The following is a 23,065-nucleotide window of genomic DNA, read 5'->3' as shown; positions in this document are numbered from 1 at the left end:
TACTTATAAAATTTGTAGTAGTGCAGATTGGCCAAAACCAATTAGCTTTTCATCCTTAAACACCAATGGCGTGCACTCGTCTTTTGTAACTTTGCCGTCAGAATGTTTGCTGTTTGTTGCAATGTAAATCACTTTATAAACACCTTCATCTTTTTTCACTAACTCAGTGAAGTCAGGAGTAGGAAGCTGCTCAAGTACTTGGTTGTAGTCAGCGCCAAGGTCTAATTTTGAAATTGTTTTACGATTTTCTTCTTGCTGATACTTCCAGCTACTACCACTGTGATTCGACGACCAGCCTGGCTCAACGCCATCATCAGAAACAGCCACAATACAGCCTGAAAGTAATGGTGCACTTAGCGCAGCAGCAAGTAATAATTTTTTCATTGTAGATTTCCTTAAAAAATTCGTTTCAGATAATTTGTTTTTATTAGAGCAATATTGTTGCCAACTTTAAAAGTCTTTATTTTACAATTGCCTGTTGTTTTTTATACAGATTTTGAAGTGTTGACCCTTCTAAATTTTAGGGTTATTCACCAAATTTTAGCGAATTACACAACAACATTACGGGCTCTGCCATTGTTAAAGTTAACAATATTATTTGCGATTTCTTTCACTAGTCGTTCAATAGATTCTTTTGCCGCCCAAGCTGTATGTGGGGTCAGTATTAAATTGTGACCTTGATAATTGGCAAGGGGATTGTTTGCTTGTGCAGGTTCAACAGATAATACATCAAAGCCAGCTCCTGCAATTTGTTTATTTGTCAGAATTTCAACTAAAGCTGCTTCATCAACTATACCGCCTCTGGCGGTATTGATCACAAAGCTGGAGGGTTTGAGCAGGGCTAGCGTTTCTTTATTGAATAAGTTTCGGGTTTCATCATTAAGCGGACAATGAACAGATAACACATCGGCCATTTTTAACGCTTCAGTAAACTCTGTTCGACCAGAACGAATGTCAGTGGCGTTTGGTCTTTCAGCAATAATGAGCTGTGCGCCAAATGCTTCGGCAACTTTGCCAACAGCTTGTCCTAAGCTACCGTGGCCAAAAATCACAAAGTTTTTACCCGACAATTCAGTGATCGGATAATCAAGGCGACAAAACATATTGCTTTGTTGCCAAAGACCATTCGCACAATCTTGCTGGTAGCGGTGAATATTAGTCATTAAGTTGCCAAGCAGAGTAAAAGTATGTTGCACGACTGATGGGGTTGAATAACCCGCGACGTTACAAACACGAATGCCCAATTCTTTAGCTGCATCAAGATCAATGTTATTAGTGCCAGTCGCAGCAACACAAATGAGTTTTAGGTGGGGTAATTCAGCTAAGGTCTTAGCATCTAGCACCACTTTATTCGATATGACAATGTTTGCATCTTTGCAGTGATTAAGTACCTGCTCTTTGTTCGTATTCTGATATGTAGTCAGTTCACCAAGAGCCGACAAAGGCGTTAGGTCAGTATTGGCGAGTGTGGCGGCATCAAGTAAGACAATCTTCATAAATTTAATCTGCTTTGTTGACCTTGGAGTTTACTCAAAGGTTTATAATGTGCTTAATAAGTCGGGAGTGTAAGATGAAAATAGGCGAATTAGCAAAGCGTTTAGATATTAGTACGGATACTTTAAGGTATTACGAAAAGCATGGCCTACTGAGTTTTAGTGAACGCAGTGAGTCAGGTTATCGTATTTATAGTCCTAAGCATGAAAAACAAATGCAGTTTATTTTAAGAGCAAAAGCAGTCGGATTTAGCCTTAAAGAAATTCAAGAATTGTTAGCAATTAAGGTAGATAAGCAACAGCATAGCTGTGGCGAAGTTAAACAGCTTACTTTGCAAAAAAGACAGATTGTTCGTGATAAGATAGCTGAATTACAACGTTTCGAAAAATCTCTATCATTGTTAGCAGATGCCTGTTGTGGCGGCCCTGAGCTTGCGACTGGCTGTTCAATTTTAATCACCTTGGAGGCAGCAGATGACATTGTTATCTAATTTCTGGTCTTTATTTTTAGTTTCAGCCCCTTGGTTAATGTTGGGGTTATTACTGGCTGGCCTTTTAAATATCTTCATACCGAAAAACTTTTTACAAAAGCACTTAGGCAAAGAAGGTGTGTGGACGACCATTAAAGCGGCTTTAATTGGTGCGCCAATGCCTTTGTGTTCCTGTGGTGTTATTCCTGCTGCGGTGGGACTCAGAAGGGCTGGTGGCTCAAAAAGTGCCACCACAGCGTTTTTAGTGTCTACACCAGAAACTGGCGTAGATTCAGTGTCAGTGTCTTATGTGTTACTTGGGCCATTTATGGCGATTATCAGGCCAATAGCCGCTGTGTCGAGCGCGATAGTGGCGGGTTTATTGGTTGGTAAAGAAAAAGCGTCTGAAATAAAGAACTTAGATGAAGATACCAAAACCGATGTATCTGATAATTCAGTATCTGTGAGTAAAAGCTGTTGCGCTCCTAAGCTAGCGGATATCGAGAGTGGCACTGAAAAGCAAACAAGTTGCAGTAGTAAAAAAGCAGAAATAACAACAAAGCCAAAAGCATCATGCTGCGCGATGTCACCTGATGAAGTGACACTAAAGAAAGAAGAGAAACCTGCAACAACAAACTGTTGTGGGACGAAGAAACTAGAAGAGCAATCAAGCTGTAGTATAAAAGCAGAAACAGTCACTGATACAAAAGCAGCTTGTTGCGCAACGTCATCTGAGCCTGTCATCGTAAATAGTAGCAAGGCGTTACTTGAAAAAACGACAAGCTGTTGTGATACAGAGCTCCCAGCACAGCCTATGAACAACGGATCATCCTGCTGTGATAGTAAAAAAGATGAACAACAAGCAGCGTCTTTCTTCAACAAAATAAAGCAAGCCGTGCACTTTAGTTGTAATAAGCTACTTAGTGACACCATGGGGTGGCTGATGATGGGACTGTTTTTCGCCGCGCTAGTACAAACATATGTACCAACCTCATTCTTGAGTCAGTGGGGGGATGGCATATTGGCAATGGTCGTGGTGATTTTGGTGAGTATTCCAATGTATATCTGTGCGACTGCTTCTACGCCAATTGCTGCAGGCTTATTGATGGCTGGTGTATCACCGGGAGCCGTATTGGTATTTATGTTGGCAGGCCCTGCAACCAACATTGCCACTTTGGGTGTGGTTGCAACTGAGCTAGGCAAACGAGCCGTGAGTGCCTACTTAACAGGCGTGATTGGTGTTGCCATTGCGTTCGGCTTTCTGACCGATTATTTAGTCGAGCAGTTTGGCTTTGAAGTTAACCCGGCACATGCCATGGAACATGAGCTAATGCCGAGTTGGTTAACCCAAGGTTTGGGGGTTATATTGTTGATTTTAATGTTGCGATTAGTTTTGATATCGTTAAAACAACGAATGAAATGATGGGCTTATCTGGTCGGAGTTGATAACCTTAGCATCCGACTGATTAGCAAGATAAAATACGACGTTTTTTTTACCCAGTAACAATGAGTAGTTTTGTGGATAAATACGCAGATATAAGACCTTACAATGATGAAGAAGTCCCAGCCGCGCTGTCTCGTCTTCTAGAAGACAATGACTTTATTGATGTAATTGCTAAGCATAATGCGCCGAGTTGGTTAAATAAATGGCCTTTCATTGCAAGACCTTTAGTGCGTAGTCAGCTACGAAAGAAGTGGGGCAGTATCGCAACCGTTGAGCAAGTTCAACAAGAAGTAGCGGGTTACCTAGAACTGTTAATCAAGCGTACCACCAGTAAAGTAACTTTCTCTGGCTTAGAAAAGCTTGATAAGTCAACGCCGTATTTATTTATCTCAAACCACCGTGATATTGCTTTAGATCCAGCCATCATGAACTGGGGGCTCCACTCTCACAATATGCAAACTGTGCGTATTGCAATAGGCGATAACTTATTACAAGTGCCTTATATCAACGAGCTCATGCGCTTGAACAAGAGTTTTATCGTTAAGCGCTCAGTGAAAGCACCAAAAGAAATGCTTAAAGCATTGAGCCAGCTTTCTGCTTACATCTACGACTCTTTAGATACGGGTAATTCAATTTGGATTGCACAAAAAGAAGGCAGAGCCAAAGATGGTGTTGATCAAACTGATCCTGCACTTTTAAAAATGCTGCAACTGCAAGGTCGTCGTTTGAAGCTGTCTTTTGAAGACTATGTAAAGCAGTTAAAAATCGTTCCTGTGTCGATTTCTTATCAATACGAGCCTTGTGCCATAGCTAAGGCCAAAGAGCTGGTGCACAAAAAAGCCCATGGCGAGTATGTAAAAGCTGAAGGTGAAGACATAGAAAGTATCATTGAAGGTATGCGTTCAGACAAAGGCCATGTGCATGTTTCATTTGGTTCGCCGATAACAGAAGAGTGTGATACACCGGAATCGCTGGCTGCTAGTATTGATAAACAAATTATCAGCCAGTATTACTTACACTCAACAAATTACATAGCAGGTGGTCAAGAAGAAACTGTGTCTGCAGAACTTAAGAGTGAGTTTCAAACTCGACTTGAGACTATTCCAAACGAATTACACCAACAGATTTTGGCTATGTACGCAGAGCCTTTAAGGCGTAAAGGCGAATTTGTCTAAACGTTATTTGATTGATGAGAAGGGCGCTATTGAGCTCCCTTTTTTATTGCATGCTTAAAGCTCGAGCTTTGATTTCTCAATTTATATTGTTGACAACAGAGGGTTAAAAAATCTAAAAATAGATTAAATACCATACTTTTTTAACTTTTGTTGATGGAACAAATCGAGATTTTTGAGATCCCCAGTCCATGTAAGGGGATCTGCCAGGTCAATAATCGCGGCTACTGTAAAGGTTGTTATCGCAGTAGAGAGGAGCGTTTTGCTTGGAATACATTGACCGATCAACAAAAAAGAAAAGTGATAGCCTTGTGCCAGCAACGCTACAAACGTTACCTAGCCAGTAAGAAAAAATCATCTGATGATCAAAGCGAACAGCAAACTCCGTTTGATTTCTAACATCCCTGTATGTTTATAAATTATGCTTAGTCTTTAATTCGCGAATTTTACCTGACTGTTCAAACTGTAGCAGCGTTGCAGACAGTGCTGGTACTAGGTGCTGATGTTTCTTATGAAGGTAATGGAAAACATACTGTGAGTCTAGGGTTGTGATCTTGATGCCCGCGTTTTGTAGTTTTTGCATATAAGGGTCTAAATAAAAACCGATGACAAGCGCTGCAGACACTTGTTTTTGCATCAATAAATTCAATAGTGTCGAAACACTTTTCACTTTATAAAGCTGACCCTTATATGGGTTAGACTCAAGATACTTGGCTGCTGCAGGATAAGTCGAATGGATAACCAATGAAGGCATATCAGACAAAGTACAGTCGTCACAAAAGCTAATTAAATTGAGTTTGAAATCTAATAATGGTGTATCAAGACGAAGTAAGTTTTGATAAGTATTACTTAAACCTGATATTTTGGCTAACTGTCCGTCTAATACCCCTTCATTAGCGGCAACGAGCGCACTGTCTCGGTTAAAGTCTATTAGTTCAACATCAACTCCTATTTCTTTATAGGCGAGTGACATCAGTTCAACAACATATCGAGATTGCGCAGTGTCTGCAGGGCGGTTAAAAGTAAGTTTATCTGTGTTAGCTTGAATAAATGATGAAAAGAGTAACAGCAAAAATAGACTTCTGTGTACCAAATACAAGTTCATTCCTTAAATATCTTAATTCACTGTTTTGTAAAATATAGCGAACTATAGCTAAAAATAGTATGGTACGCAGTCTGGATTATTATGTATTAAACTTAGTGAAACCGTTATGAGTTACAACTTGTGCAACCTGCCTAGACAAGAAAAATACCAAATTCAATTGGATTACGAAGCCTCATTTTGGGCTTATCAAATTAAACGTGGCAAGAACTCTCGTGAAACGATTTACGATACTATCAATAATCGCCCACTTTCGGAACAGCAAATCTTAAAGCAAAAGTTTGAATACTACCTCAGTATGATGTTGGCAGGTTAACTTCAATGAAGGTTGAGCGCTTAGAGCAAATCGCTACTCCTTTGGTGAATAAGTTTTATCAAGCTCATAATGTGCGCGGTCGTGCTAACAAGCAAGATGAAGTATGGGTAGTTAAGAGTCAATCTATTGTTGCTGCGTGTCGTATTCAAAATAGAGCGGGCGCGTTATTTTTATCGACTTTGTTTGTTGCTGAGGCGTATCGCGGTCAAGGTATTGCAAAGCAAATCATACTTGAGGTGTTATCTCAGCATAATCAGCCCATATTCACCTTTGCATATACTCACTTAGAAGCGTTTTACCGTGCTGTTCAATTCACCTGTGTCACTGCCTTACCAGACGAGTTAGCGTGTATGCTCAGCGCTTATCGACAGCAAGGCCGCAATATTATCGCTATGAAGTATCAGCCCTAGCGGCCATTAAGAAAGGAAATAACATGAGGCTAATAAGCATTATCATTCTTTGGGTATCACTGATATGCAGCAGTATCGTAAATGCTAGCGTTAGCCGCTTATCTCCTGCAGAAGGGTTATCACAAAGTTATGTCAATACCCTATTACTTGATAGCCAGGGCTTTCTATGGCTTTCGACAGAAGCAGGCTTAAATCGATATGATGGCTATCGAGTACTCAATGTGTCAGGTCCAGAAGGGGTACTTGAAGAAGTCGTTTTAAATCGAATCTATCAAGATTCTCAAGAAAGGGTTTGGATAGCGACGCAAAATGTGGGCTTTTTTAGCTACGACGTGAAATCGGACAGTTATAGAAATTACTTCCCAGCCCCAAAAACGGAAGAAGATTATGTCAACTTTTCAATAAACCAAATTTTAGAAAAAGATGATAACCATATTTGGTTAGGCCGTTTTGATAATGTGGCTTTAATGCAAGTTGATACGGGTGAAATTGTTGACCAGATCCAGCTGCCTGTACTAGAGCAACGCACTTTTGTCAGGGCGCTGCTCAATCATGGCGATTTTCTTTTCATTGCGACCACTGATGGCGCATTTGTATTTCAGCACTCCTCAAAACAACTTCAGAAAATAACATACATTGACGAAGTGACACATGAATATCAGTCCAATACTAAGCGACTTTATCTGAAAGATAGTAATACATTACTGCTAGGGGCGGTGAAAGGATTATATCAAATAGACATTAGCGACCTTCAGCAAAAATTTGCAAGCGGGTCATTTGATTGGCAATACAAAACAGTGTTTGCAGATATTAATGTATGGGATATCGAGCCTCAAGACGATCATTTGCTCCTAGGTACAGATAAGGGGTTAATACATTTTTGGCTTGAAACGGGTGAAAGAGTTCGAGATCAAAGACTGCTTAATAGTGAGTTTACCCTTGCTGATAGCAGCATTATGGAAATAGTGCGAGATAATCACGATGGCTTATGGCTAGCGACGAAAAGTGATGGGGCGTTTTACCTTTCAGAGCAAGTAGACCGCTTTAAAAATGTCAGCAGTTTGAATACCCAAGGGTCGGGGTTTTCACATAATACTGTTTGGAGAATGGTGGAGTTAGGAGGCTATATTTGGGCTGCAACCAATGATGGCCTCACCCGTTATGACCCTAAAAAAAATGAAACGCAGATATTTTTGAAAGGGTATTTAGGTGAAGATGTTTATCCTGAGTTTTCCATTTATACGCTTCACTTGTACGAAGATAATTTATGGCTAGGAACAAATCGAGGTTTCTTTGTTTACGATCCGGTTAAAGACGAAGCAACACAGCTGACAGGGCGTGATGAAGAAGAGAGTCAAATTCTGCAAGACAGGTTATATGGCATTTATGTGTCTGAAGATGGGTTTGTGTATTTTATTCACGCTGAACATGGCTTTTTTAGGTATAGTATCAATGATAAAAAGCTACATAAACTAGAAGGGGAGTTTGAACAGTTTGACCCGTTTTTGTCTTTTTCATTTTTAAAGCCTTTGCCAAGCCACCCAACACATCCGTTGTTTTTTACAGGCGGAACTTTGTACCGCTTTGATCCTATCTTCAACAAGTTACATGTTATTTATGCAGTACCTGACGCACACCAAGATATACCCATTATCGTGCAGTCTTACCTGATAGATAAAAACAATATTTTGTGGTTATCCCTTTCGAATTATGGGTTAATCGGGCTTGACCCGCAAAGCTCTGAAAGAGTGCACACTATAGACTTAGAAGAGAATAACCTTGGCACCTTGATGTACGGGATGCAAGAAGATGATGAAGGTATGATCTGGATGTCTTCTCACAAAGGTATTTGGCGCTTAGACCCTGATAATCTTCACTTGCAGCAATTTACTACTGGTGATGGTTTACTCAGTAATGAGTTTAATGGTGGTGCTTCGCTAAAGTTAGCAAAAGGTAATATAGCCTATGGTTCGGTGAAAGGCTTCACCATGTTTGATCCAAAGGTAAATAGGCCCAAGAAAAACTTGTTAGACAGAGTGAATATTACTTCGGTTGAACTCATGTCTAGAAAGTTGACGCACAGTGGCTTAAAGGTTTTTGAGGAAATAGAATTAGCTCATGATGACATTGGTCTAGAAGTGTCTTTTTCTGCAATGAGCTTCATTTACCAAGAGCGCATAGTTTATGAATACCAAATTTCAGGTGGACAAAGAATTTTAACCCGAGGCAATAATCGGGTTGTATTTCCAAAGTTAAATCCGGGTAGCTACCAGTTGAAAGTGTGGGCGAAAGATCCACTAACGGGGGATTATACACCGCCGGCTTCGCTTGGTATTAAAGTGAATTATCCTATCTGGCGCTCGCCTTTGGCGATTGCAAGCTACGTGTTTATTATCAGCGTTTTATTTGCATTATGGTTACGTAGAAAGCAGCGCATTGAGCAAATTTTATTGGCGGCGCATAAAGAAACGCAAAATAGTGAAATGCGCTTAAAACTAGCACTTGAAAGTAGTGATTCAGGGGTCTGGGACTGGCAATTAGATCATCACTTAATTTATCAGCCCAGACTCACAGCTGAGCTTGGTTACAATAATGATGCTTTGACGCTAGATGAGTATTTGCAAAAGATTCACCCATTTGAGCGTAATTTATTCAGGCTTGAATGGCTTGAATTTGTGACTACTAATAAAGGCTATTTTAATTGTACTTACCGCTTACAGCACAAAGAGGGACATTGGCGTTGGTATAAAGACTCTGGCAAAGTAATGGCTTGGACCAATGATGTACCAGAGCGTGTAACGGGGACTTATACCAACTTAACCAGAGAAAAGATGTTTGCTGAGCGGGCAAGGTTGTTTGGTGCTGCCTTCGAGCAAGCCAGAGATTGGGTGTTTATTCTCGACAAACAGTTGCGAATCAAAGCCTGTAATGCAGCCTTACAACAAGCATTTAATATCGTTGAAGAACCCAAATCTAGTTCTGCGTTAAACTTAGGGCTGCCAATTGCAACGCGAATACATTATCTGCGTAAAATAAGTCAGTTAAAAGTGTCAGAATATTTTGTTGGCGAAGAGCGAGTTGGTCTTGCTAATGGTAAGCAGTGTCATGTGCTTATTAAAGTGACGGCTGTATCAGATGGTAATGGTGAGCTGAGCAATTATGTGGTTGGCTTAACTGACATAAGTGCACAAAAACGTTCTGAGCACTCCTTACAGCAACTTGAAAATATCAATACAGTTACACAACTTGCCGGTAAAGCCCGATTTATTGACTGGGCTGAACATGCAATCAGCCAAAAAGAGCTTAACCAGAGCCTAGCTGTGATGGCGATAAGAGTCGACAGGCTCAAGCATTTTTATGATATTTACGGTAAATCATTCTTTGAAAGCCTTATCAAACATATCGCGAAGCAATTGACACTCAGTCTTGGACAGCAAGTGAATATTGCGTTTGCGAATGGTCGTGAATTTATGGTGCTGTTAGAGCGATTAGCTGAGCCTGCTGAAGTAACTCAATGCATCATAAAAATCAAGAAGCAGTTTGAGCATGCACAATTAGTTGATGGTCATAATATTCAGCTTATGCCGTTCATTGGGGTCGCGAGTTACCCTGAAGATGCGGATAACGCTGAAGAACTATGTCAAAAAGCACGCATGGCGCTTAATCATGCTATGGATGAGAAAAGCAGAGACTATCAATTCTTTACTAGGGCCATGCAAACCCGTGCAGAGCGAATTTTTGCGATCGAGCAAAGCTTAATGGCTTCTCTGAAAGAAGGAAACTTCATAAATCAGTATCAGCCAATCTTGAATTACAAAACACGTCAAGTTGAAGGGCTCGAAGTCTCATTAAAATGGCCATCCTTAGATGATTACTCTCAAGACTATGTGAATGATGTGGCCAAGCAAATTGGTGCCAGTCATCGACTTTTATTACATGCCTTGAGTGCTGGCCTTATCGAGTTAAAACAATGGCACTTACATCACCCGAATCTTTATTTAGCAGTTAACTTAACGGCTGCAGATTTGGTGCAAAGTGACCTGTTAAGTCGCATTGCGAATGTTATCTCGCGCTGTAATATTGGCGCTGAACACGTGGTGATTGAGATCACTGAAGCACAGACAGTGGTGAATTCAGAGCAAACCCTAAATTTGATGACCCAACTCAAGTCGATTGGTTGCCAAATTCACATTAATGGCTTTGGTTCTGAGTTTGCATCATTGGCCTCAATGCAAAGCCTGCCAGTCGATGCTTTCAAGATAGCGCCTGCGCTTATCAATCAAAAGAATGGCGATCAAGCGGTGATTGCTCACGCCGTTATTAGCGTTGCAAACTTACTTGAAAAGCGTTGTATCGCAGAAGGTGTATTGAACGCTGGGCAGATTAATAAACTCAGAGAAATAGGCTGTGATATTTTCCAAGGCCCAATTTATGGCGATGCCGTTACAGGTGATTATGTGGCAAACATGCTAGATAAAGCCTGGTATGTGTTTACACCAGAGGCTTCTTCAGAGGTAAAGGTTTAAGCCCGAAAGCAGTTTATCTAAAAATAGAGATTCTTTTGATTGTATATTGCTGTGGCCTTAAAGCTTGTGGCCACAGTGTCTGCAATATTGGCTATGCACGCGTTTATTGGTCATCACTTTAATTGCTTGATTAGCTTCTGCTGCGCTTAAGCCTAATTCGACTCTCAGAGCCTCAAGGTGGGCGCGTTCTTCTTCGTCAACATGGCCGTCTATCAAGCTATGTAATACCGCTTCATGAAAGACTTCACGACGCTTACGTAGTTGCTCAGCAAAACTCGACGCTAGTAAGCCGGTTGGTATGGCGACCATACCCATACTTAACATGGTAATGACCCCCCCAAAAAAGCGTCCTAGTGGTGTAATTGGTACCACATCACCGTAACCAACTGTGGTTAGGGTAGCCATTGCCCACCACATGGCATCGGGTATAGAGCCAAACTTATCGGGTTGAACATCATGCTCAATAAGATAAATACCGCATGACGCCATGATCAGCACGACAGACATAATAAAGAAGGCCGCCATTAAACTGCTGGCTTCTTCTTTAAATGCTGCCAGTAACAACTGCATAGCTTTTGAATAACGGGTGAGTTTGAAAACTCTCAGCAATCGAACAACTCGTAAGAAGCGAAGATCAAAGCTAAAGAACATCATAAGAATGGTTGGCGCTATAGCGAGTAAATCAATTATCGCAAGCGGCGTCAGTGCATATTTAAAACGCTTTTTAAGGTTTGAGCCTTTAACTTGTTTATATTCGATTTTATCGACACAAGACCATAACCTTGCAAGATACTCTAAGGTAAAAATCGCGACTGATCCTACCTCAATAACAAGAAAAACAGTGTGATAAGTTTGGGCGAGTGAGGCCACAGACTCTAAAACAATGGCAATCACATTAACCATAATTAAGCAGATCAAAAATACATCGAGTATGTGACCTGCTTTTTGATGTCGGCCACTACTTTCAAGTAAGCTTGCGACCTTTTGTCTGGTTGTTAGCATAGTTTATTGTTGTGCTTCATCTAACTTCAAAACCATATTAATGGTTCCTTCTTCAAAGTCACGGGTTACTTTAAAGCCCAAGCGCTTAGAAAGCTCAATCATGCCGGTATTTTCGGGTAAAGTTATCCCCTCAACAATACCCACACCTTGGCTTCGGCAATAATCTATGGCCGCATTCATAAGCAGTTTTCCAAGTCCTAAGCCTTGGCTGCCTGAGCGAACGACAACAGCAAATTCTGCAGAAAGATTATCTGGGTCCATTAATACCCGAGATACTCCTAGCGTACGATAAGCGCTTTTGTGAGGAGCAGAGACAATGAACGCCATCTCTCGGTCGTAATCAATTTGTGTCATTTTAGCTAATTGCTCATGATTGAACTCAGGCAGTTCACCAAAGAAGCGTTTGTATCTGTCTTCTTTAGTTAGCGCCTGGTCAAACTCTTGATGGGCGCGCTCATCTTCAGGGCGAATTGGCCTTAAAGTAGCTGCTTGGCCGTCTTTTAAGGTCACCTTTTGCTCCCACTCTTTCGGGTAAGGTTTAATGGCTAAGCGTTTACGATTGGCTTTGGCCTGATATGGGCGAAGCTGAATCGCGGCGTCGAGCACTAAAAATTGCCCTTCACTGGCAAGCACAGGGTTGAGCTCTAAATTATAAATATCGGGTTGATCAACCAATAATTGTGAAATACGCGTCAATAGGGCACATAAACGGTATTTGTCGACTTTATCGGGTAAGGTGCGTTCTTTTAGCACGCCTTTGTCTTGCGCTGCGGCGATCAAATATTTTGCTAAGTTCATATTAAGCGGAGGGAGGGCCACCGCTGCTTGAGAGAACTCAAGACCGGTACCTGCTTCACCTAATAATATGACAGGGCCAAAGCCAGGCTCGGTTTTGATGGCAATACGCAGCTCTTGTGCGCCCGCTCTTGGCGCCATACGCTGCAATGAAAAACCTTCAATAATGGCATCCGGGTAGGCTTCTTTAATACGTAGCAAGATGGCAAAGGCATTTTGCTCGACTTCATTGCCATCATTTAAATTCAGTACCACGCCACCCACTTCAGACTTTGAAGGAATAGACGGACTGATAAGCTTTAACGCCACAGGAAAGCCAAGTCGTTCAGCTTGCTCTTTTGCTTCGCTTGGTGTGAGCGCAATTTCAGTTTGAATACATTCAATTGAATAGTGAGATAAAACTTTTCGAGCAAGGTGCGTTGATAAGTGGGTATGGCCTTCAGCGATAAACTCAGCAATTTCATGCTTTGCCGTTTGGCTATTGATTAATAGGTCGCTACTGATCGACTCCGGCGTTTGCGTTAAATGCTTTTGGTTACGGCGATAGCTTACTAAGTGCATAAATGCGCCAACAGCGCCTTCGGGTGTGCGGTAGGTCGGAATTGAATGTTCGGCACACACATAGCGTGCTTCATAAGCCGCGTATTCACCCATAAAGACGGTCATGACATAAGGGCGAGCCATTTTTGGAATTTTTTCTAAGGCGTTGGCAATGATCTCTGCGTATTCTTCACTCGGTGCAAGCGCTGAAGGCGTGTGGATGATCAGTAAGTTTTTCACCTCAGATGCTTTAAGCAATATTTCTAGCGCTTGTTGGTAGCGTTTTGGTGATGAGTCACCAAATAAATCGACGGGGTTATAGATTTTCTCAGCCTGAGGAATGACTTTATTTAATGCTTCACGAGTTTGGTCACTCAGCTCCGCCAGTTTTCCTGATCCTTGTAAAAGTGTATCAACGGCCATAATGCCCGGGCCGCCGCCATTGGTGAGAATGGTCAACTGTTCTACTTGTAACAGTTTAGGGTGAAGCGCCAAGGTCTGAGTGGCAGCAAAGAGCTCCCGTAAATCATTTACCCTTAGCATACCCGCCCGCTGGAACATGGCATCGTACACCGCATCATCACTGCTTTGGCCGCCAGTATGAATATATGCTGCTTCTGCGCCAGCGCGGGTGCGACCTGTTTTAATTACCAACACAGGTTTACTAAATGCAGCGGCTCGCGCGGCTGAAATAAAACGGCGAACGTCATCAATGTTATCGATATACAGTAAGATCGCGCGAGTTTTCGCATCTCTGCCTAAAAAGTCCAGTAACTCGTCAAAGTCGATATCAATACAGTCGCCAACAGAAATAAAGTATGAAAAGCCAATACGCTTATTCTGCGCCCAGTCTAAAATGGTCGAGCACACTGCAGCCGATTGTGAAATAAACGCCAATTTGCCTGGCTCAGCGACGGTATGAGAAAAGCTGGCATTTAAACCTAAGTGAGGAATGAGTAAGCCTAAACAGTTGGGTCCAAGTAGAGTCACGCCCGCTTCTTTTGCAGTCTGCTTAAGGGCGCTCTTTTGCGCTTGGTTTGCACCCGAGGCAATAATAATCGCATGTTGGCAACCAAGTTCACCGAGTTCGATGATGATTTGCTCTAAGGTATTTTTGTTGGTACAGATAACAGCAAGATCAGGTGTTTGCGGCAGCGCTTTAATGTTGTGGTAGGCAAGCACACCATGCACCGCTTTATGCTTTGGAGAAACCGGCATGATCGGCCCTTTAAAGCCACCTTGAAGTAAGTTGCGCATAACCACAAAGCCTGCACGCCCCGCATTATTAGACGCGCCAATGACTGCAACTGACTTAGGATTAAAAAACTGGCTGATCCGCTTAACACTCATCTACTGTTCCTTACCAAACATTTTTTATAACTTTAACACGTAACAGAGCACAGAAAAGTTGATTTAAGTTAGCGTTGTCATTAAATAACTGTCTTTATACCAAAGTCTTATTTGTGGGGGCGTTTAAGTAAGTTGTTTTAACCCATTTTATCTTGTGGCATAGTTGGAAAAATACTTATTACAACTTAAGTGCTTGAATTGTATGTGTAGTTACATTCTTGTGCGGCTTTTTTTGCAAACTCTAGAGTATTGTTAAAACTGAACTGGTTAGTTTCACTTGGTTATGGATTTTTAGTTGTTTCTTTATTCAATATAAGTTGGATTTTAAAAAATGAATATGTTGGTTATTCTGTTGCTTGGGATAGTTGGTTCCATAGCTGTTTTTTATTGCTCTAAAAATACTTTCAGTACACTTAAAAGCTTCTTAATTGGTTTTTTATCTATGTTTTTGAGCTGCCTTATACTGTTTTCAGGTGTATACATTTATAGGCTCAATTCTGGAGATATCATAGAGGCGCTAGATTTAATAGTAGGCACTGCATGTCTTTTAGGAGCTTGCGTTATTTGTGGAATAAAATGTGCCACTACTTTTGGTGAAGATAGTTAAGTATTTAAATAGGCTCTGGTTTAGTTATGTTATTTTTAGTCATTGGGTATTTATTCGGGTCCTACACTAATAGTGCTTATTAAAATGAAAACTAAACTGATGCTTTTAGTGATTCTAACTTTTTTACACTTTTCAAGTCACGCAGGTAGAAAGATAGGGTTAACTGATTTTGTAGTTTATGATATCGATAATAATTATTATCAGCTATATGCAAGTGTAAGTCGCGGGGTAAAGTTTTCTAATTTGCCAGAAATACTTAAATTTCAAATTTGTGGTAAAGAATACTCCATAGAAGGGAATATCAATGGTAATACTAAATACAAGATAAAAAAATGTGATTTAAAAAGTAACTCTGTAAGTGTTTCTCTATTTCATAAGACTGAGGAAAAGGAAGTATTTTATGAAAAAATTACTTTCGAGGAGTGCAAGCCGAACCCTATTTTTAGTTCAATCATTAGAGATTATGATGGAAAAGTTTCAGTGTACTTTGCTGATTTTAAAATTAATCAACTTTATATTATTCGATCCGAATCGGGAATTGAGTTAGACAGATTTAAAGCTATCCTTGGTTGTACTTATTTTGCAAAATTTAATGTTCCTACTACAAATAAAACTATTCTCATAAATGATAAGGCTTATCGAATTAGTAATATATGGGAAGAGTAAGAGGCCAAGCCCTGTATTCAATACAGGTTTATAATTTCTTAGTGACTAATACTTTCTATATACATGAAAACTATAATCTTACTTTTTTAGAGCATGCGAAAGCAAAGTCGAATTAACAATTTTACTGCTTTTTCGGTAACCATTTTTCCATCGCAGCATCAAAAGCTTTCTCAATCTTATCTTTCTCGCACTTATAAGGCAGACCACGCCAAGTGGTCGGCAGGCTTGAATCGATAGAGCGATTATTTGGGTCTATTTGGTTGTGCTTAAAACAATACGCGCCTTTTTGAAATACTCTGTAGGTTGGTCCTTCATAAACCAATTGCGGCAAGTCTTTATTTTCACGCGCTTCTTTATGTGATTTGGGTGTTGAAATTCGACCATTGCCAAAACGATCATCCGATTCAATAGTGTTGTTTGATTGCTGCGTGGAGAAATAGTCATGCTCACCTGAGCGAATGTTATCGAGCGCTTTGAACGGATCTATTCTCGGTTTTTCTAAATTATTTTTGTTTGTGTCATGCACTTGAATTTCTTCTGTCTCTTTTTGAGTCTCTATCTTTTCGGTTTGCACTATGGTGGCTTGTGAAGTGACTTGCGTTTGCTCTGCTACCGCGTTTTCATCGGTTTGTTCGGTTTGTTCGGTTTGTTCGGTTTGTTCGGTTTGTTCGGCTTGTTCGGGCTCTACTTTAGCGTCAACTCCTACCTTGGTTTCAGGCTCTTCAATCACTAGGTAAGTTTTCATTGTAGGTTGTGGCTTTGGAGGGATAGGCAGCACAAATTGCTTGTGAAGAAAGTACACAATCAATATGTGAAATAGCACAGATATGGCGAGTGCTTTTGGTAATCCCTTTAGCAAGAACCTACTCCGATTGTTCATAACAGCCTGATTTGAGTCGGAACAGGTCAAAAAGTTCATTATTGAGAGACAATGATAAAAATGGGCTATTCAGGCTAAGTTTACAATTCGATGATTAGCGGCAGGTTATTATTTACATGTATTCATAATGGGAATAATCAGGGTGTTGAGTCTGTCAATCGCTTGAAAAGCTTCGTATATTTAGGAGGCGGCCGTTTATCGCACAGTAATTGAGCGGTGTTTTTCTGTGTGATAATGTAACATTTTGGTGATGGTAAATCTTTATTTGCCATTCAAAGTAAAATAACAAAAAAGGTTTCAATAATGCGCAATAAACTGCTCTCACTAGCTATAGCGAGTACTTTAGTGATAAGTTCGCATGCTTCTGCAAATATGAACCTTGCACCGACTGAGCTGCAGGGGTTGAATTACAACAAGTCACTTGTCACTGGCGTGTTAGACGCCAATATACCTAAGCCTGAAAGTATACTGGGGTTTCCTGTTGGCCAAAGAGCTGCAACGCCTGAGCAAATCACCGAAGCCCTTAAAGTGTGGCAAAAGGCGAGCGACAAAATTCAGCTAGTAGAATATGCACGCTCACATGAGGGAAGACCCTTACATTATTTAGTTATTTCTTCTCCTGATAATCTAGCGAAAGTGGACAGTATTAAAGCTGACTTAGGTAAGTTAGCAAACCCCATTAACTTATCAAAGCAAGCAGAGCAGCGCATTATTGAGCGCTTACCAGCGGTTGCATGGATGGCATACTCTATTCATGGCAATGAAGGGTCTGGCAGTGACGCTGCCCTAGCAACAATTTACAAGCTTATTGCCTCGAAAGATCAAGATATTAAGTCATTACTTTCGGATACTGTGGTTATTGTAGATCCGCTCATGAACCCTGATGGTCGCGCTCGTTTTACGAAAGAGCTTCAGCAACGAAGGGGCACCTCTCCGAATATTGATACTCAGTCAAAATTACACACAGATGCATGGGCAACTGGACGCAGCAATCATTACTTCTTTGATTTAAACCGTGACTTTATTTTAGGCGTTCACCCTGAAACTCGAGGCATTGTTCAGTCTATCAATGAATGGAATCCACAGTTGATGATAGACGCCCATGAAATGGGGCCGATGGACTCTTATCTGTTTGGCTTGGCTCGACAGCCAGTTAATAAAAATTTATCCGAGTCTTCTCGCAAATGGGGAGAAGTCTTTGAAGCTGATCAGGCACAAGCATTTGATGATCAAAAATGGCCTTATTACACCGGTGAGTGGTTAGAAAACCTCTATCCAGGTTACTCAAGTTATGCTGCTTTTAGAGGCACGATTCATATTCTGTATGAGCAAGCCCGCATTAAAGAAGACGGAGTAATGCAGCATAATGGCAGAATTGTGAGCTATGCAGAATCGGTAGATAAACAATATGTGAGTAGCATCGAAAATTTAAAGACTCTAGCTAAACACTCTAAAGCAATCTATCGAGATTTTGTTAAAGATAAGCGAAGATTAATCTCTGATAACAGTCCGTATGCAGATCAGAGCTTCGCAATTTTACCTACGAAAAATAAACAGCGTTTAGCGAAGTTTATTGACTTGATGCAGCTACAAGGATTTGAAATTCATCAAACAACCAAAGCAATAAAAGTTAAAAAAGCGAAGACACAGCTTGGTGACGTTATTACTTCAGAACTGCCTGAAGGCACTTTAATTATTCGTAACCGACAGCCACAAGGACGACTCATCTCTACTATGCTCGAGTTCGACGCTAAAATTAGCAATGACGTGTTAGTTGAAGAGCGTCAAAGGGTACTTCGTGATGGCTCAAGCCTCATGTACGATGCCACAGCTTGGAATATCACCATGATGCATGGCCTAGAAGCTTTGACAATACCACAACATATCACCAATCATATTCGCCTCTATGAGCCGTCTGATGAAGAGCCATTTATCATCAAAAAAGCGGGCTCAATTGCCTATGTCGTAGATGGCAATAATGATGCATCTGTTGGTTTTGCTGCACGTCTTATGGAGCGCGGTGTAACTACGAGAGTAATTGACAAAAGTACAGTGTTAGATGGGGTGACCTTGAGCCGAGGCTCAATTGTTGTTTCGCGTTATGACAATGAATTTTTTGAGGGTGATTTAGACCAAGTTGTAGAACAGACCGCAACTGAAGTTAAAGTCACAGCAAAGGCTGTTCGTTCTGGTTTAGGTAATAGAGATTTACCCGACATTGGCGGCGCGCATTTTAGGGTATTAACTCAACCTAGAATTGCTATTTTAAGTGGCAACGGCATTAACTCACTCGACTTTGGCACGATTTGGCACTCAATCGATAGTAACTTAGGGATCAGACATTCTCATTTAGACAGCAACCGACTGAGTTACACTGATTTGAGGCGTTATAACACCTTGGTGATACCTGCAACTTGGTATAGCCAGTTGAGTAAAGGTGAATTATCAGCGATTAAAACTTGGGTAGAAGCTGGTGGTACGTTAGTGGCTATCGACGGCTCAGCAGTGCCATTTACAGGTAAAGATGCTGGTTTAAGTCGAGTAAGACAGATCCAAGACACTTTAAAAGAGGTTGAGCAGTACGATATTTCATTACAAAGAGAGTGGCTTGCTCAGCAAAGCAGCTTCGCTGAAATTGAGAATATCTGGTCGCATGATGCTGCGAAAGATATTAATTACCCTTGGAAGAGCGGATCACAACCAAAAGGTGAAAAAGAGCTTAAGAAGCAATATAACTGGTTAGCTAAATTTAGACCTTCAGGCGCAATTGTAGCTGCGCGAACTGACCAGAAACATTGGCTTACTTTTGGTTCACCAGAGGTGATCCCTGTTTTAATTTCTCGAAACCCTGTGTTAATGGCAAAAGAGGGCGTTCGTTCAGCAGTTAGACTAGGTGCTTATCAAGAAATGAGCAAAAGCGAATGGAGCAAAACGGTTAAGCAAGCAAAAGATAAAGAGTTAGATCGCAAAGTGGGTTGGTCGAGCTTGCCTGATAAACAAGAGTTGAAGCTGCGTATGAGTGGTCTGCTTTGGCCTGAGGCGAGCAAACGTATAGCGAACTCTGCTTATTTAACACAAGAGCGTAAAGGCAGCGGACAAATCATTTTATTTGCAGGGCAGCCAGTATTTAGAGGGTCAACATTAGCGACAAATCGCTTACTGCTAAACGCATTGGTGTATGGCCCTGGCCTTGGTGCACGCCAACCTGTCACTAATTTATAAACGAAGTATTTGGAAGGCTGATAAAGCTATGTCTTTTCAGCCTTTATTTTTAATAACAATTTTTCTAACAAGAAAGTTGTCTAATTAATCAAACGCTTTTTTATTTCCTCTAATAAAAATATCTCTCTTTGAATCGATAAGCCCTTCTTTTCGCTTTGTGCCAAAGTGTGTTTGTTATGCGCCATGGCCTCATCAATATTCACCCAAACAGGGCGCATGCCGTTGGCTACTTCGTAGTGTTCCATTTGCGGTTTATCAAACTCTCCACAAATCTCACACACATAACAATCAGACACGATATGCACATAGTCGAAATCGTCTTTGTACCAAGCTCGAACTTCTTCAAATCGACCAAATGCAGTGCATTGGGTAATGCTTTTAACGCCGGTTTCTTCTTGTAGTTCACGTAGCAAAGCAGCTTCAATGGCTTCGTTTTCGTCAACACCACCACCAGGCAGCGTGTAATCGTCATAACGCTCTGTGAAGAGTAATAGAATGTCGTTGCCGTTTAAAACAATGGCGCGTGCGGTATGACGAGTGAAAATTGAACCTTCGGGTTTGAGAGGTGGTGTATTGAGTAACTGCATTGGAAAACTGACCTTTAAAATTTCGGCTGTCAGTATAACGATTAGAACGAGTGATTACAGCTATTGAGGCAATATTTTGGAATAACAAAAGGGCTCAGAAAGAGCCCTTAAAATAATCTAAATTCGGATTAAAAAGGTGCAGGGTAGCGACTGAATATGTCAGCTACGTCATTTAATGCTTCCTCAGAAAGAGACATATCAAATGCGGCGATGTTCTCTTTTAATTGACTCATATTGGTTGCGCCAATAATCGTTGAGGTCACGCCTTTGACTTGATCGCACCATGCAAGGGCTAATTGCGCGGGCGTCATATTCAGTTTTTTCGCTAAAGCCACGTATTCGGTAGTGGCAAGGCCTGCTTGTTCAGTGTCTCTGAATAAACCTTGACGCTGAACCAGTGTCCAACGACTGCCCTCTGGACGAGCGCCATTTAGGTATTTACCTGTTAGCATACCTGCAGCTAGCGGCGACCAAGGTAGATAAGCAATGTCTTCATGCCAACAGTTTTCAATTAAATATGGCCAGTCTTTTGCGTGCAATAAACTGAATTCGTTTTGAATTGATACAGGCTTTACTAAATTATGCTGCTCAGCAAGTCGCAAATACGTGTTTATGCCCCATGTCGTGTCATCAGATAAACCCCAGTGACGGATTTTTCCCGCTTTAATACTCTTTGTTAATGCTTCAAGAATGGCTTCCATACTGGCAATTTCAGCTTGGGTATCGACATCTACAAAGTTGTGACCATTAGGCTTGTGCTGAGCAAAATGCGGTGATTGGCGGTTTGGCCAGTGCAGTTGGTAAAGGTCGATGTAATCGGTATTTAACCTTGCGAGTGAATCATCAATGGCCTTGTAAATGGCATCGGGCGTAATAGGCCCACCATTTCTAACCCAGCTTAAACCAGGACCAGCAATTTTGGTGGCAATGACCACTTGCTCACGCTTCTCTTTATGACGCGCAAGCCAGTTACCAATTATGGCCTCAGTTTTACCATAGGTTTCTGGTGAAGGTGGAACTGCGTACATTTCAGCGGTATCAATAAAATTGATTCCCTGACTGAGGGCATAATTGATTTGTTCATCGGCATCATGCTGATTGTTTTGTAAGCCCCATGTCATACTACCAAGACAAATACGAGAAACATCGATTTGACTGCTGCCTAAACGACTAAATTGCATGTGCGCTCCTTGAGTTAATTGCTCAGAATGTATAAAAAACTGAGATATTACTTTTTATTAAGTAGTTAGTGTAGTTGATCTTAAAGCGCAGTAACAGTTGCAATAAAAGCAGAAGTTGCGCAATAATGACTGTGTTTATATACAGTTTTTCATGTATGCGTAAATTTATCCACATAGACATGGACTGCTTTTATGCCGCGGTAGAAATGCGCGACAATCCTGAGTTGGCTAAGGTGCCAATGGCGATTGGCGGCAATAGCAACCGAGGTGTTTTGGCGACATCAAACTATATTGCTCGTGAATATGGGGTACGTGCTGCTATGTCTAATTATCAAGCAAAAAAACTGTGCCCGCATTTACGTATTGTGCCGGGTAGAATGTCGCTCTATAAAGAAATCTCACAGCAGATCAGAGCTATTTTTGCCCGTTATACAGAGTTTATTGAACCCTTGTCTTTAGATGAAGCTTACCTAGATGTGACGGATTGCACTCAATGCAAAGGCAGTGCTACTTTAATTGCTCAACAAATACGTGATGAGATTTTTAAAGAAACGGGTTTAACTGCCTCGGCTGGGATCGCCCCGATTAAATTTTTGGCGAAGATTGCCAGCGATGAAAATAAGCCCAATGGTCAATTCGTTATAACACCTAATGAGGTTGATGAATTCATCAATACTTTACCATTAAAAAAAATTCCAGGGGTCGGTAAAGTAACACAGCAAAAGCTTCTTGCTTTAAATTTAAAATATGGTTGTGATGTTAAAGCTACGAGCGAGAACTTTATGCATCAGCGTTTTGGGAAGTTTGGTTTGGTGCTTTGGCGGCGTTGCCAAGGCATAGACGAGCGAAAAGTGGAAACACATCGAGTTAGAAAGTCTATTGGTGTGGAGCATACATTCTCACAAGATATCCGTGAAATAAAAGAGTTAGAGGCATATTTGAGTCAACACTTAATACCCGAACTTTCTAAACGTACGGAGCAATATGTGAAGCAAAGAGGGGTAAATAAACTAGGTGTAAAAGTGAAGTTCAGCGATTTTCAGCAAACAACTAAAGAATGTAGTTATTCGGAGTTAAATGCGATGGTATTTTCTCAGTTACTAAAGGAAGCGTTTGTTCGAGGTTATGGTAAGCCGGTTAGGTTATTAGGTTTATTTGTTGGCTTAGCAGGTGAGCATGTATCACAAGAGCAACAAATAGAGCTAGATTTGTAGTTAACAGCTTTTCTCAATTTATGGGGATAAAATGACCTAATTTATATACTTATTACTTAAATACACTTCTTTTAATACTTAAAAACAT

The 23,065-nt window shown here is 40.9% G+C and carries 18 protein-coding genes; 10 read left to right on the top strand and 8 right to left on the bottom strand.

The features are described 5' to 3' along the window. Positions 1-3: 3 nt before the first annotated feature. Positions 4-384: a DUF3192 domain-containing protein gene (locus tag ACGHEH_RS02605; RefSeq protein ID WP_390441594.1), complete on the bottom strand. Its 381-nt coding sequence runs from the start codon at positions 382-384 to the stop codon at positions 4-6. A gap of 164 nt (positions 385-548) precedes the next feature. Next, positions 549-1,496: a D-2-hydroxyacid dehydrogenase gene (locus ACGHEH_RS02600; RefSeq protein ID WP_390441592.1), complete on the bottom strand. Its 948-nt coding sequence runs from the start codon at positions 1,494-1,496 to the stop codon at positions 549-551. 74 nt (positions 1,497-1,570) lie between these two features. Between ACGHEH_RS02600 and zntR the strand changes: the two genes are divergently transcribed. From zntR to ACGHEH_RS02580, 4 genes are all read left to right on the top strand, one after another. Continuing rightward, complete coding sequence (gene zntR, locus ACGHEH_RS02595; RefSeq protein WP_390441590.1) at positions 1,571-1,984, top strand: Zn(2+)-responsive transcriptional regulator; 414 nt, start codon at positions 1,571-1,573, stop codon at positions 1,982-1,984. Next, positions 1,968-3,386, top strand: coding sequence for an SO_0444 family Cu/Zn efflux transporter (locus tag ACGHEH_RS02590; RefSeq protein ID WP_390441588.1), 1,419 nt, complete (start codon positions 1,968-1,970; stop codon positions 3,384-3,386). Before zntR ends, ACGHEH_RS02590 begins: the two co-directional genes overlap by 17 nt. A gap of 95 nt (positions 3,387-3,481) precedes the next feature. After that, the gene (locus ACGHEH_RS02585) at positions 3,482-4,582 is read left to right on the top strand and encodes a 1-acyl-sn-glycerol-3-phosphate acyltransferase (protein WP_390441586.1); all 1,101 of its coding nucleotides are present in this window, start codon (positions 3,482-3,484) and stop codon (positions 4,580-4,582) included. Positions 4,583-4,735: 153 nt separating this feature from the next. Next, positions 4,736-4,978 carry a DUF1289 domain-containing protein gene (locus ACGHEH_RS02580; protein WP_390441584.1) on the top strand — a complete coding sequence of 81 codons (243 nt, stop codon included), beginning with the start codon at positions 4,736-4,738 and terminating at the stop codon, positions 4,976-4,978. 13 nt (positions 4,979-4,991) lie between these two features. Here the strand turns inward: ACGHEH_RS02580 and ACGHEH_RS02575 are convergent, their stop codons facing one another. Further along, a complete protein-coding gene (locus ACGHEH_RS02575; protein WP_390441582.1) occupies positions 4,992-5,678 on the bottom strand; it encodes a substrate-binding periplasmic protein in 687 nt (228 codons plus the stop codon). Positions 5,679-5,790: 112 nt separating this feature from the next. Between ACGHEH_RS02575 and ACGHEH_RS02570 the strand changes: the two genes are divergently transcribed. Genes ACGHEH_RS02570 through ACGHEH_RS02560 form a run of 3 tightly spaced genes read left to right on the top strand, consistent with a single transcriptional unit; the run spans position 5,791 to position 10,933 of the window. Beyond that, on the top strand, positions 5,791-5,997 hold the full coding sequence (locus ACGHEH_RS02570; protein ID WP_058030613.1) for a DUF3283 family protein: 207 nt from the start codon (positions 5,791-5,793) through the stop codon (positions 5,995-5,997). Between the two features lie 5 nt (positions 5,998-6,002). Next, positions 6,003-6,407 carry a GNAT family N-acetyltransferase gene (locus tag ACGHEH_RS02565; RefSeq protein WP_390441580.1) on the top strand — a complete coding sequence of 135 codons (405 nt, stop codon included), beginning with the start codon at positions 6,003-6,005 and terminating at the stop codon, positions 6,405-6,407. A gap of 23 nt (positions 6,408-6,430) precedes the next feature. Beyond that, positions 6,431-10,933, top strand: coding sequence for an EAL domain-containing protein (locus tag ACGHEH_RS02560; protein WP_390441578.1), 4,503 nt, complete (start codon positions 6,431-6,433; stop codon positions 10,931-10,933). A 57-nt stretch (positions 10,934-10,990) separates the two neighbouring features. On the opposite strand, the gene ACGHEH_RS02555 is transcribed toward ACGHEH_RS02560, so the two are convergent. Continuing rightward, the gene (locus tag ACGHEH_RS02555) at positions 10,991-11,935 is read right to left on the bottom strand and encodes an ion transporter (RefSeq protein WP_390441576.1); all 945 of its coding nucleotides are present in this window, start codon (positions 11,933-11,935) and stop codon (positions 10,991-10,993) included. A 3-nt stretch (positions 11,936-11,938) separates the two neighbouring features. Then, complete coding sequence (locus ACGHEH_RS02550) at positions 11,939-14,620, bottom strand: GNAT family N-acetyltransferase (protein ID WP_390441575.1); 2,682 nt, start codon at positions 14,618-14,620, stop codon at positions 11,939-11,941. Between the two features lie 691 nt (positions 14,621-15,311). Here ACGHEH_RS02550 and ACGHEH_RS02545 point away from each other — a divergent pair. Then, on the top strand, positions 15,312-15,893 hold the full coding sequence (locus ACGHEH_RS02545; protein ID WP_390441572.1) for a hypothetical protein: 582 nt from the start codon (positions 15,312-15,314) through the stop codon (positions 15,891-15,893). Positions 15,894-16,014: 121 nt separating this feature from the next. Here the strand turns inward: ACGHEH_RS02545 and ACGHEH_RS02540 are convergent, their stop codons facing one another. Next, complete coding sequence (locus tag ACGHEH_RS02540) at positions 16,015-16,752, bottom strand: hypothetical protein (protein ID WP_390441569.1); 738 nt, start codon at positions 16,750-16,752, stop codon at positions 16,015-16,017. Positions 16,753-17,076: 324 nt separating this feature from the next. Here ACGHEH_RS02540 and ACGHEH_RS02535 point away from each other — a divergent pair, with 324 nt between their 5' ends. Further along, positions 17,077-19,995, top strand: coding sequence for a M14 family metallopeptidase (locus ACGHEH_RS02535; protein ID WP_390441567.1), 2,919 nt, complete (start codon positions 17,077-17,079; stop codon positions 19,993-19,995). An 80-nt stretch (positions 19,996-20,075) separates the two neighbouring features. Here the strand turns inward: ACGHEH_RS02535 and ACGHEH_RS02530 are convergent, their stop codons facing one another. Both ACGHEH_RS02530 and ACGHEH_RS02525 read right to left on the bottom strand, forming a co-directional pair. Beyond that, the gene (locus tag ACGHEH_RS02530; protein ID WP_390441565.1) at positions 20,076-20,582 is read right to left on the bottom strand and encodes an NUDIX hydrolase; all 507 of its coding nucleotides are present in this window, start codon (positions 20,580-20,582) and stop codon (positions 20,076-20,078) included. Positions 20,583-20,710: 128 nt separating this feature from the next. Continuing rightward, complete coding sequence (locus ACGHEH_RS02525; RefSeq protein WP_390441563.1) at positions 20,711-21,763, bottom strand: aldo/keto reductase; 1,053 nt, start codon at positions 21,761-21,763, stop codon at positions 20,711-20,713. A gap of 155 nt (positions 21,764-21,918) precedes the next feature. On the opposite strand from ACGHEH_RS02525, the gene dinB reads away from it, so the two are divergent. After that, positions 21,919-22,977: a DNA polymerase IV gene (gene dinB / locus ACGHEH_RS02520; RefSeq protein WP_390441560.1), complete on the top strand. Its 1,059-nt coding sequence runs from the start codon at positions 21,919-21,921 to the stop codon at positions 22,975-22,977. Positions 22,978-23,065 lie beyond the last annotated feature (88 nt).

The sequence above is a fragment of the Pseudoalteromonas sp. MTN2-4 genome, from assembly GCF_042848605.1.
Lineage (GTDB): Bacteria > Pseudomonadota > Gammaproteobacteria > Enterobacterales > Alteromonadaceae > Pseudoalteromonas.
The sequence above is the reverse complement of the archived record's forward strand: the minus strand, read 5'-3'. Positions and strand labels throughout refer to the sequence as shown.

Excerpts from the sequence above, each read along its gene's own strand:
- ACGHEH_RS02600 (WP_390441592.1), bottom strand. The coding sequence starts at position 1,496 with ATGAAGATTGTCTTACTTGATGCCGCCACACTCGCCAATACTGACCTA.
- ACGHEH_RS02535 (WP_390441567.1), top strand. The coding sequence starts at position 17,077 with ATGCGCAATAAACTGCTCTCACTAGCTATAGCGAGTACTTTAGTGATA.
- ACGHEH_RS02570 (WP_058030613.1), top strand. The coding sequence starts at position 5,791 with ATGAGTTACAACTTGTGCAACCTGCCTAGACAAGAAAAATACCAAATT.
- dinB (WP_390441560.1), top strand. The coding sequence starts at position 21,919 with ATGCGTAAATTTATCCACATAGACATGGACTGCTTTTATGCCGCGGTA.
- ACGHEH_RS02590 (WP_390441588.1), top strand. The coding sequence starts at position 1,968 with ATGACATTGTTATCTAATTTCTGGTCTTTATTTTTAGTTTCAGCCCCT.
- zntR (WP_390441590.1), top strand. The coding sequence starts at position 1,571 with ATGAAAATAGGCGAATTAGCAAAGCGTTTAGATATTAGTACGGATACT.
- ACGHEH_RS02525 (WP_390441563.1), bottom strand. The coding sequence starts at position 21,763 with ATGCAATTTAGTCGTTTAGGCAGCAGTCAAATCGATGTTTCTCGTATT.
- ACGHEH_RS02550 (WP_390441575.1), bottom strand. The coding sequence starts at position 14,620 with ATGAGTGTTAAGCGGATCAGCCAGTTTTTTAATCCTAAGTCAGTTGCA.
- ACGHEH_RS02580 (WP_390441584.1), top strand. The coding sequence starts at position 4,736 with ATGGAACAAATCGAGATTTTTGAGATCCCCAGTCCATGTAAGGGGATC.
- ACGHEH_RS02530 (WP_390441565.1), bottom strand. The coding sequence starts at position 20,582 with ATGCAGTTACTCAATACACCACCTCTCAAACCCGAAGGTTCAATTTTC.
- ACGHEH_RS02565 (WP_390441580.1), top strand. The coding sequence starts at position 6,003 with ATGAAGGTTGAGCGCTTAGAGCAAATCGCTACTCCTTTGGTGAATAAG.
- ACGHEH_RS02560 (WP_390441578.1), top strand. The coding sequence starts at position 6,431 with ATGAGGCTAATAAGCATTATCATTCTTTGGGTATCACTGATATGCAGC.
- ACGHEH_RS02545 (WP_390441572.1), top strand. The coding sequence starts at position 15,312 with ATGAAAACTAAACTGATGCTTTTAGTGATTCTAACTTTTTTACACTTT.
- ACGHEH_RS02605 (WP_390441594.1), bottom strand. The coding sequence starts at position 384 with ATGAAAAAATTATTACTTGCTGCTGCGCTAAGTGCACCATTACTTTCA.
- ACGHEH_RS02555 (WP_390441576.1), bottom strand. The coding sequence starts at position 11,935 with ATGCTAACAACCAGACAAAAGGTCGCAAGCTTACTTGAAAGTAGTGGC.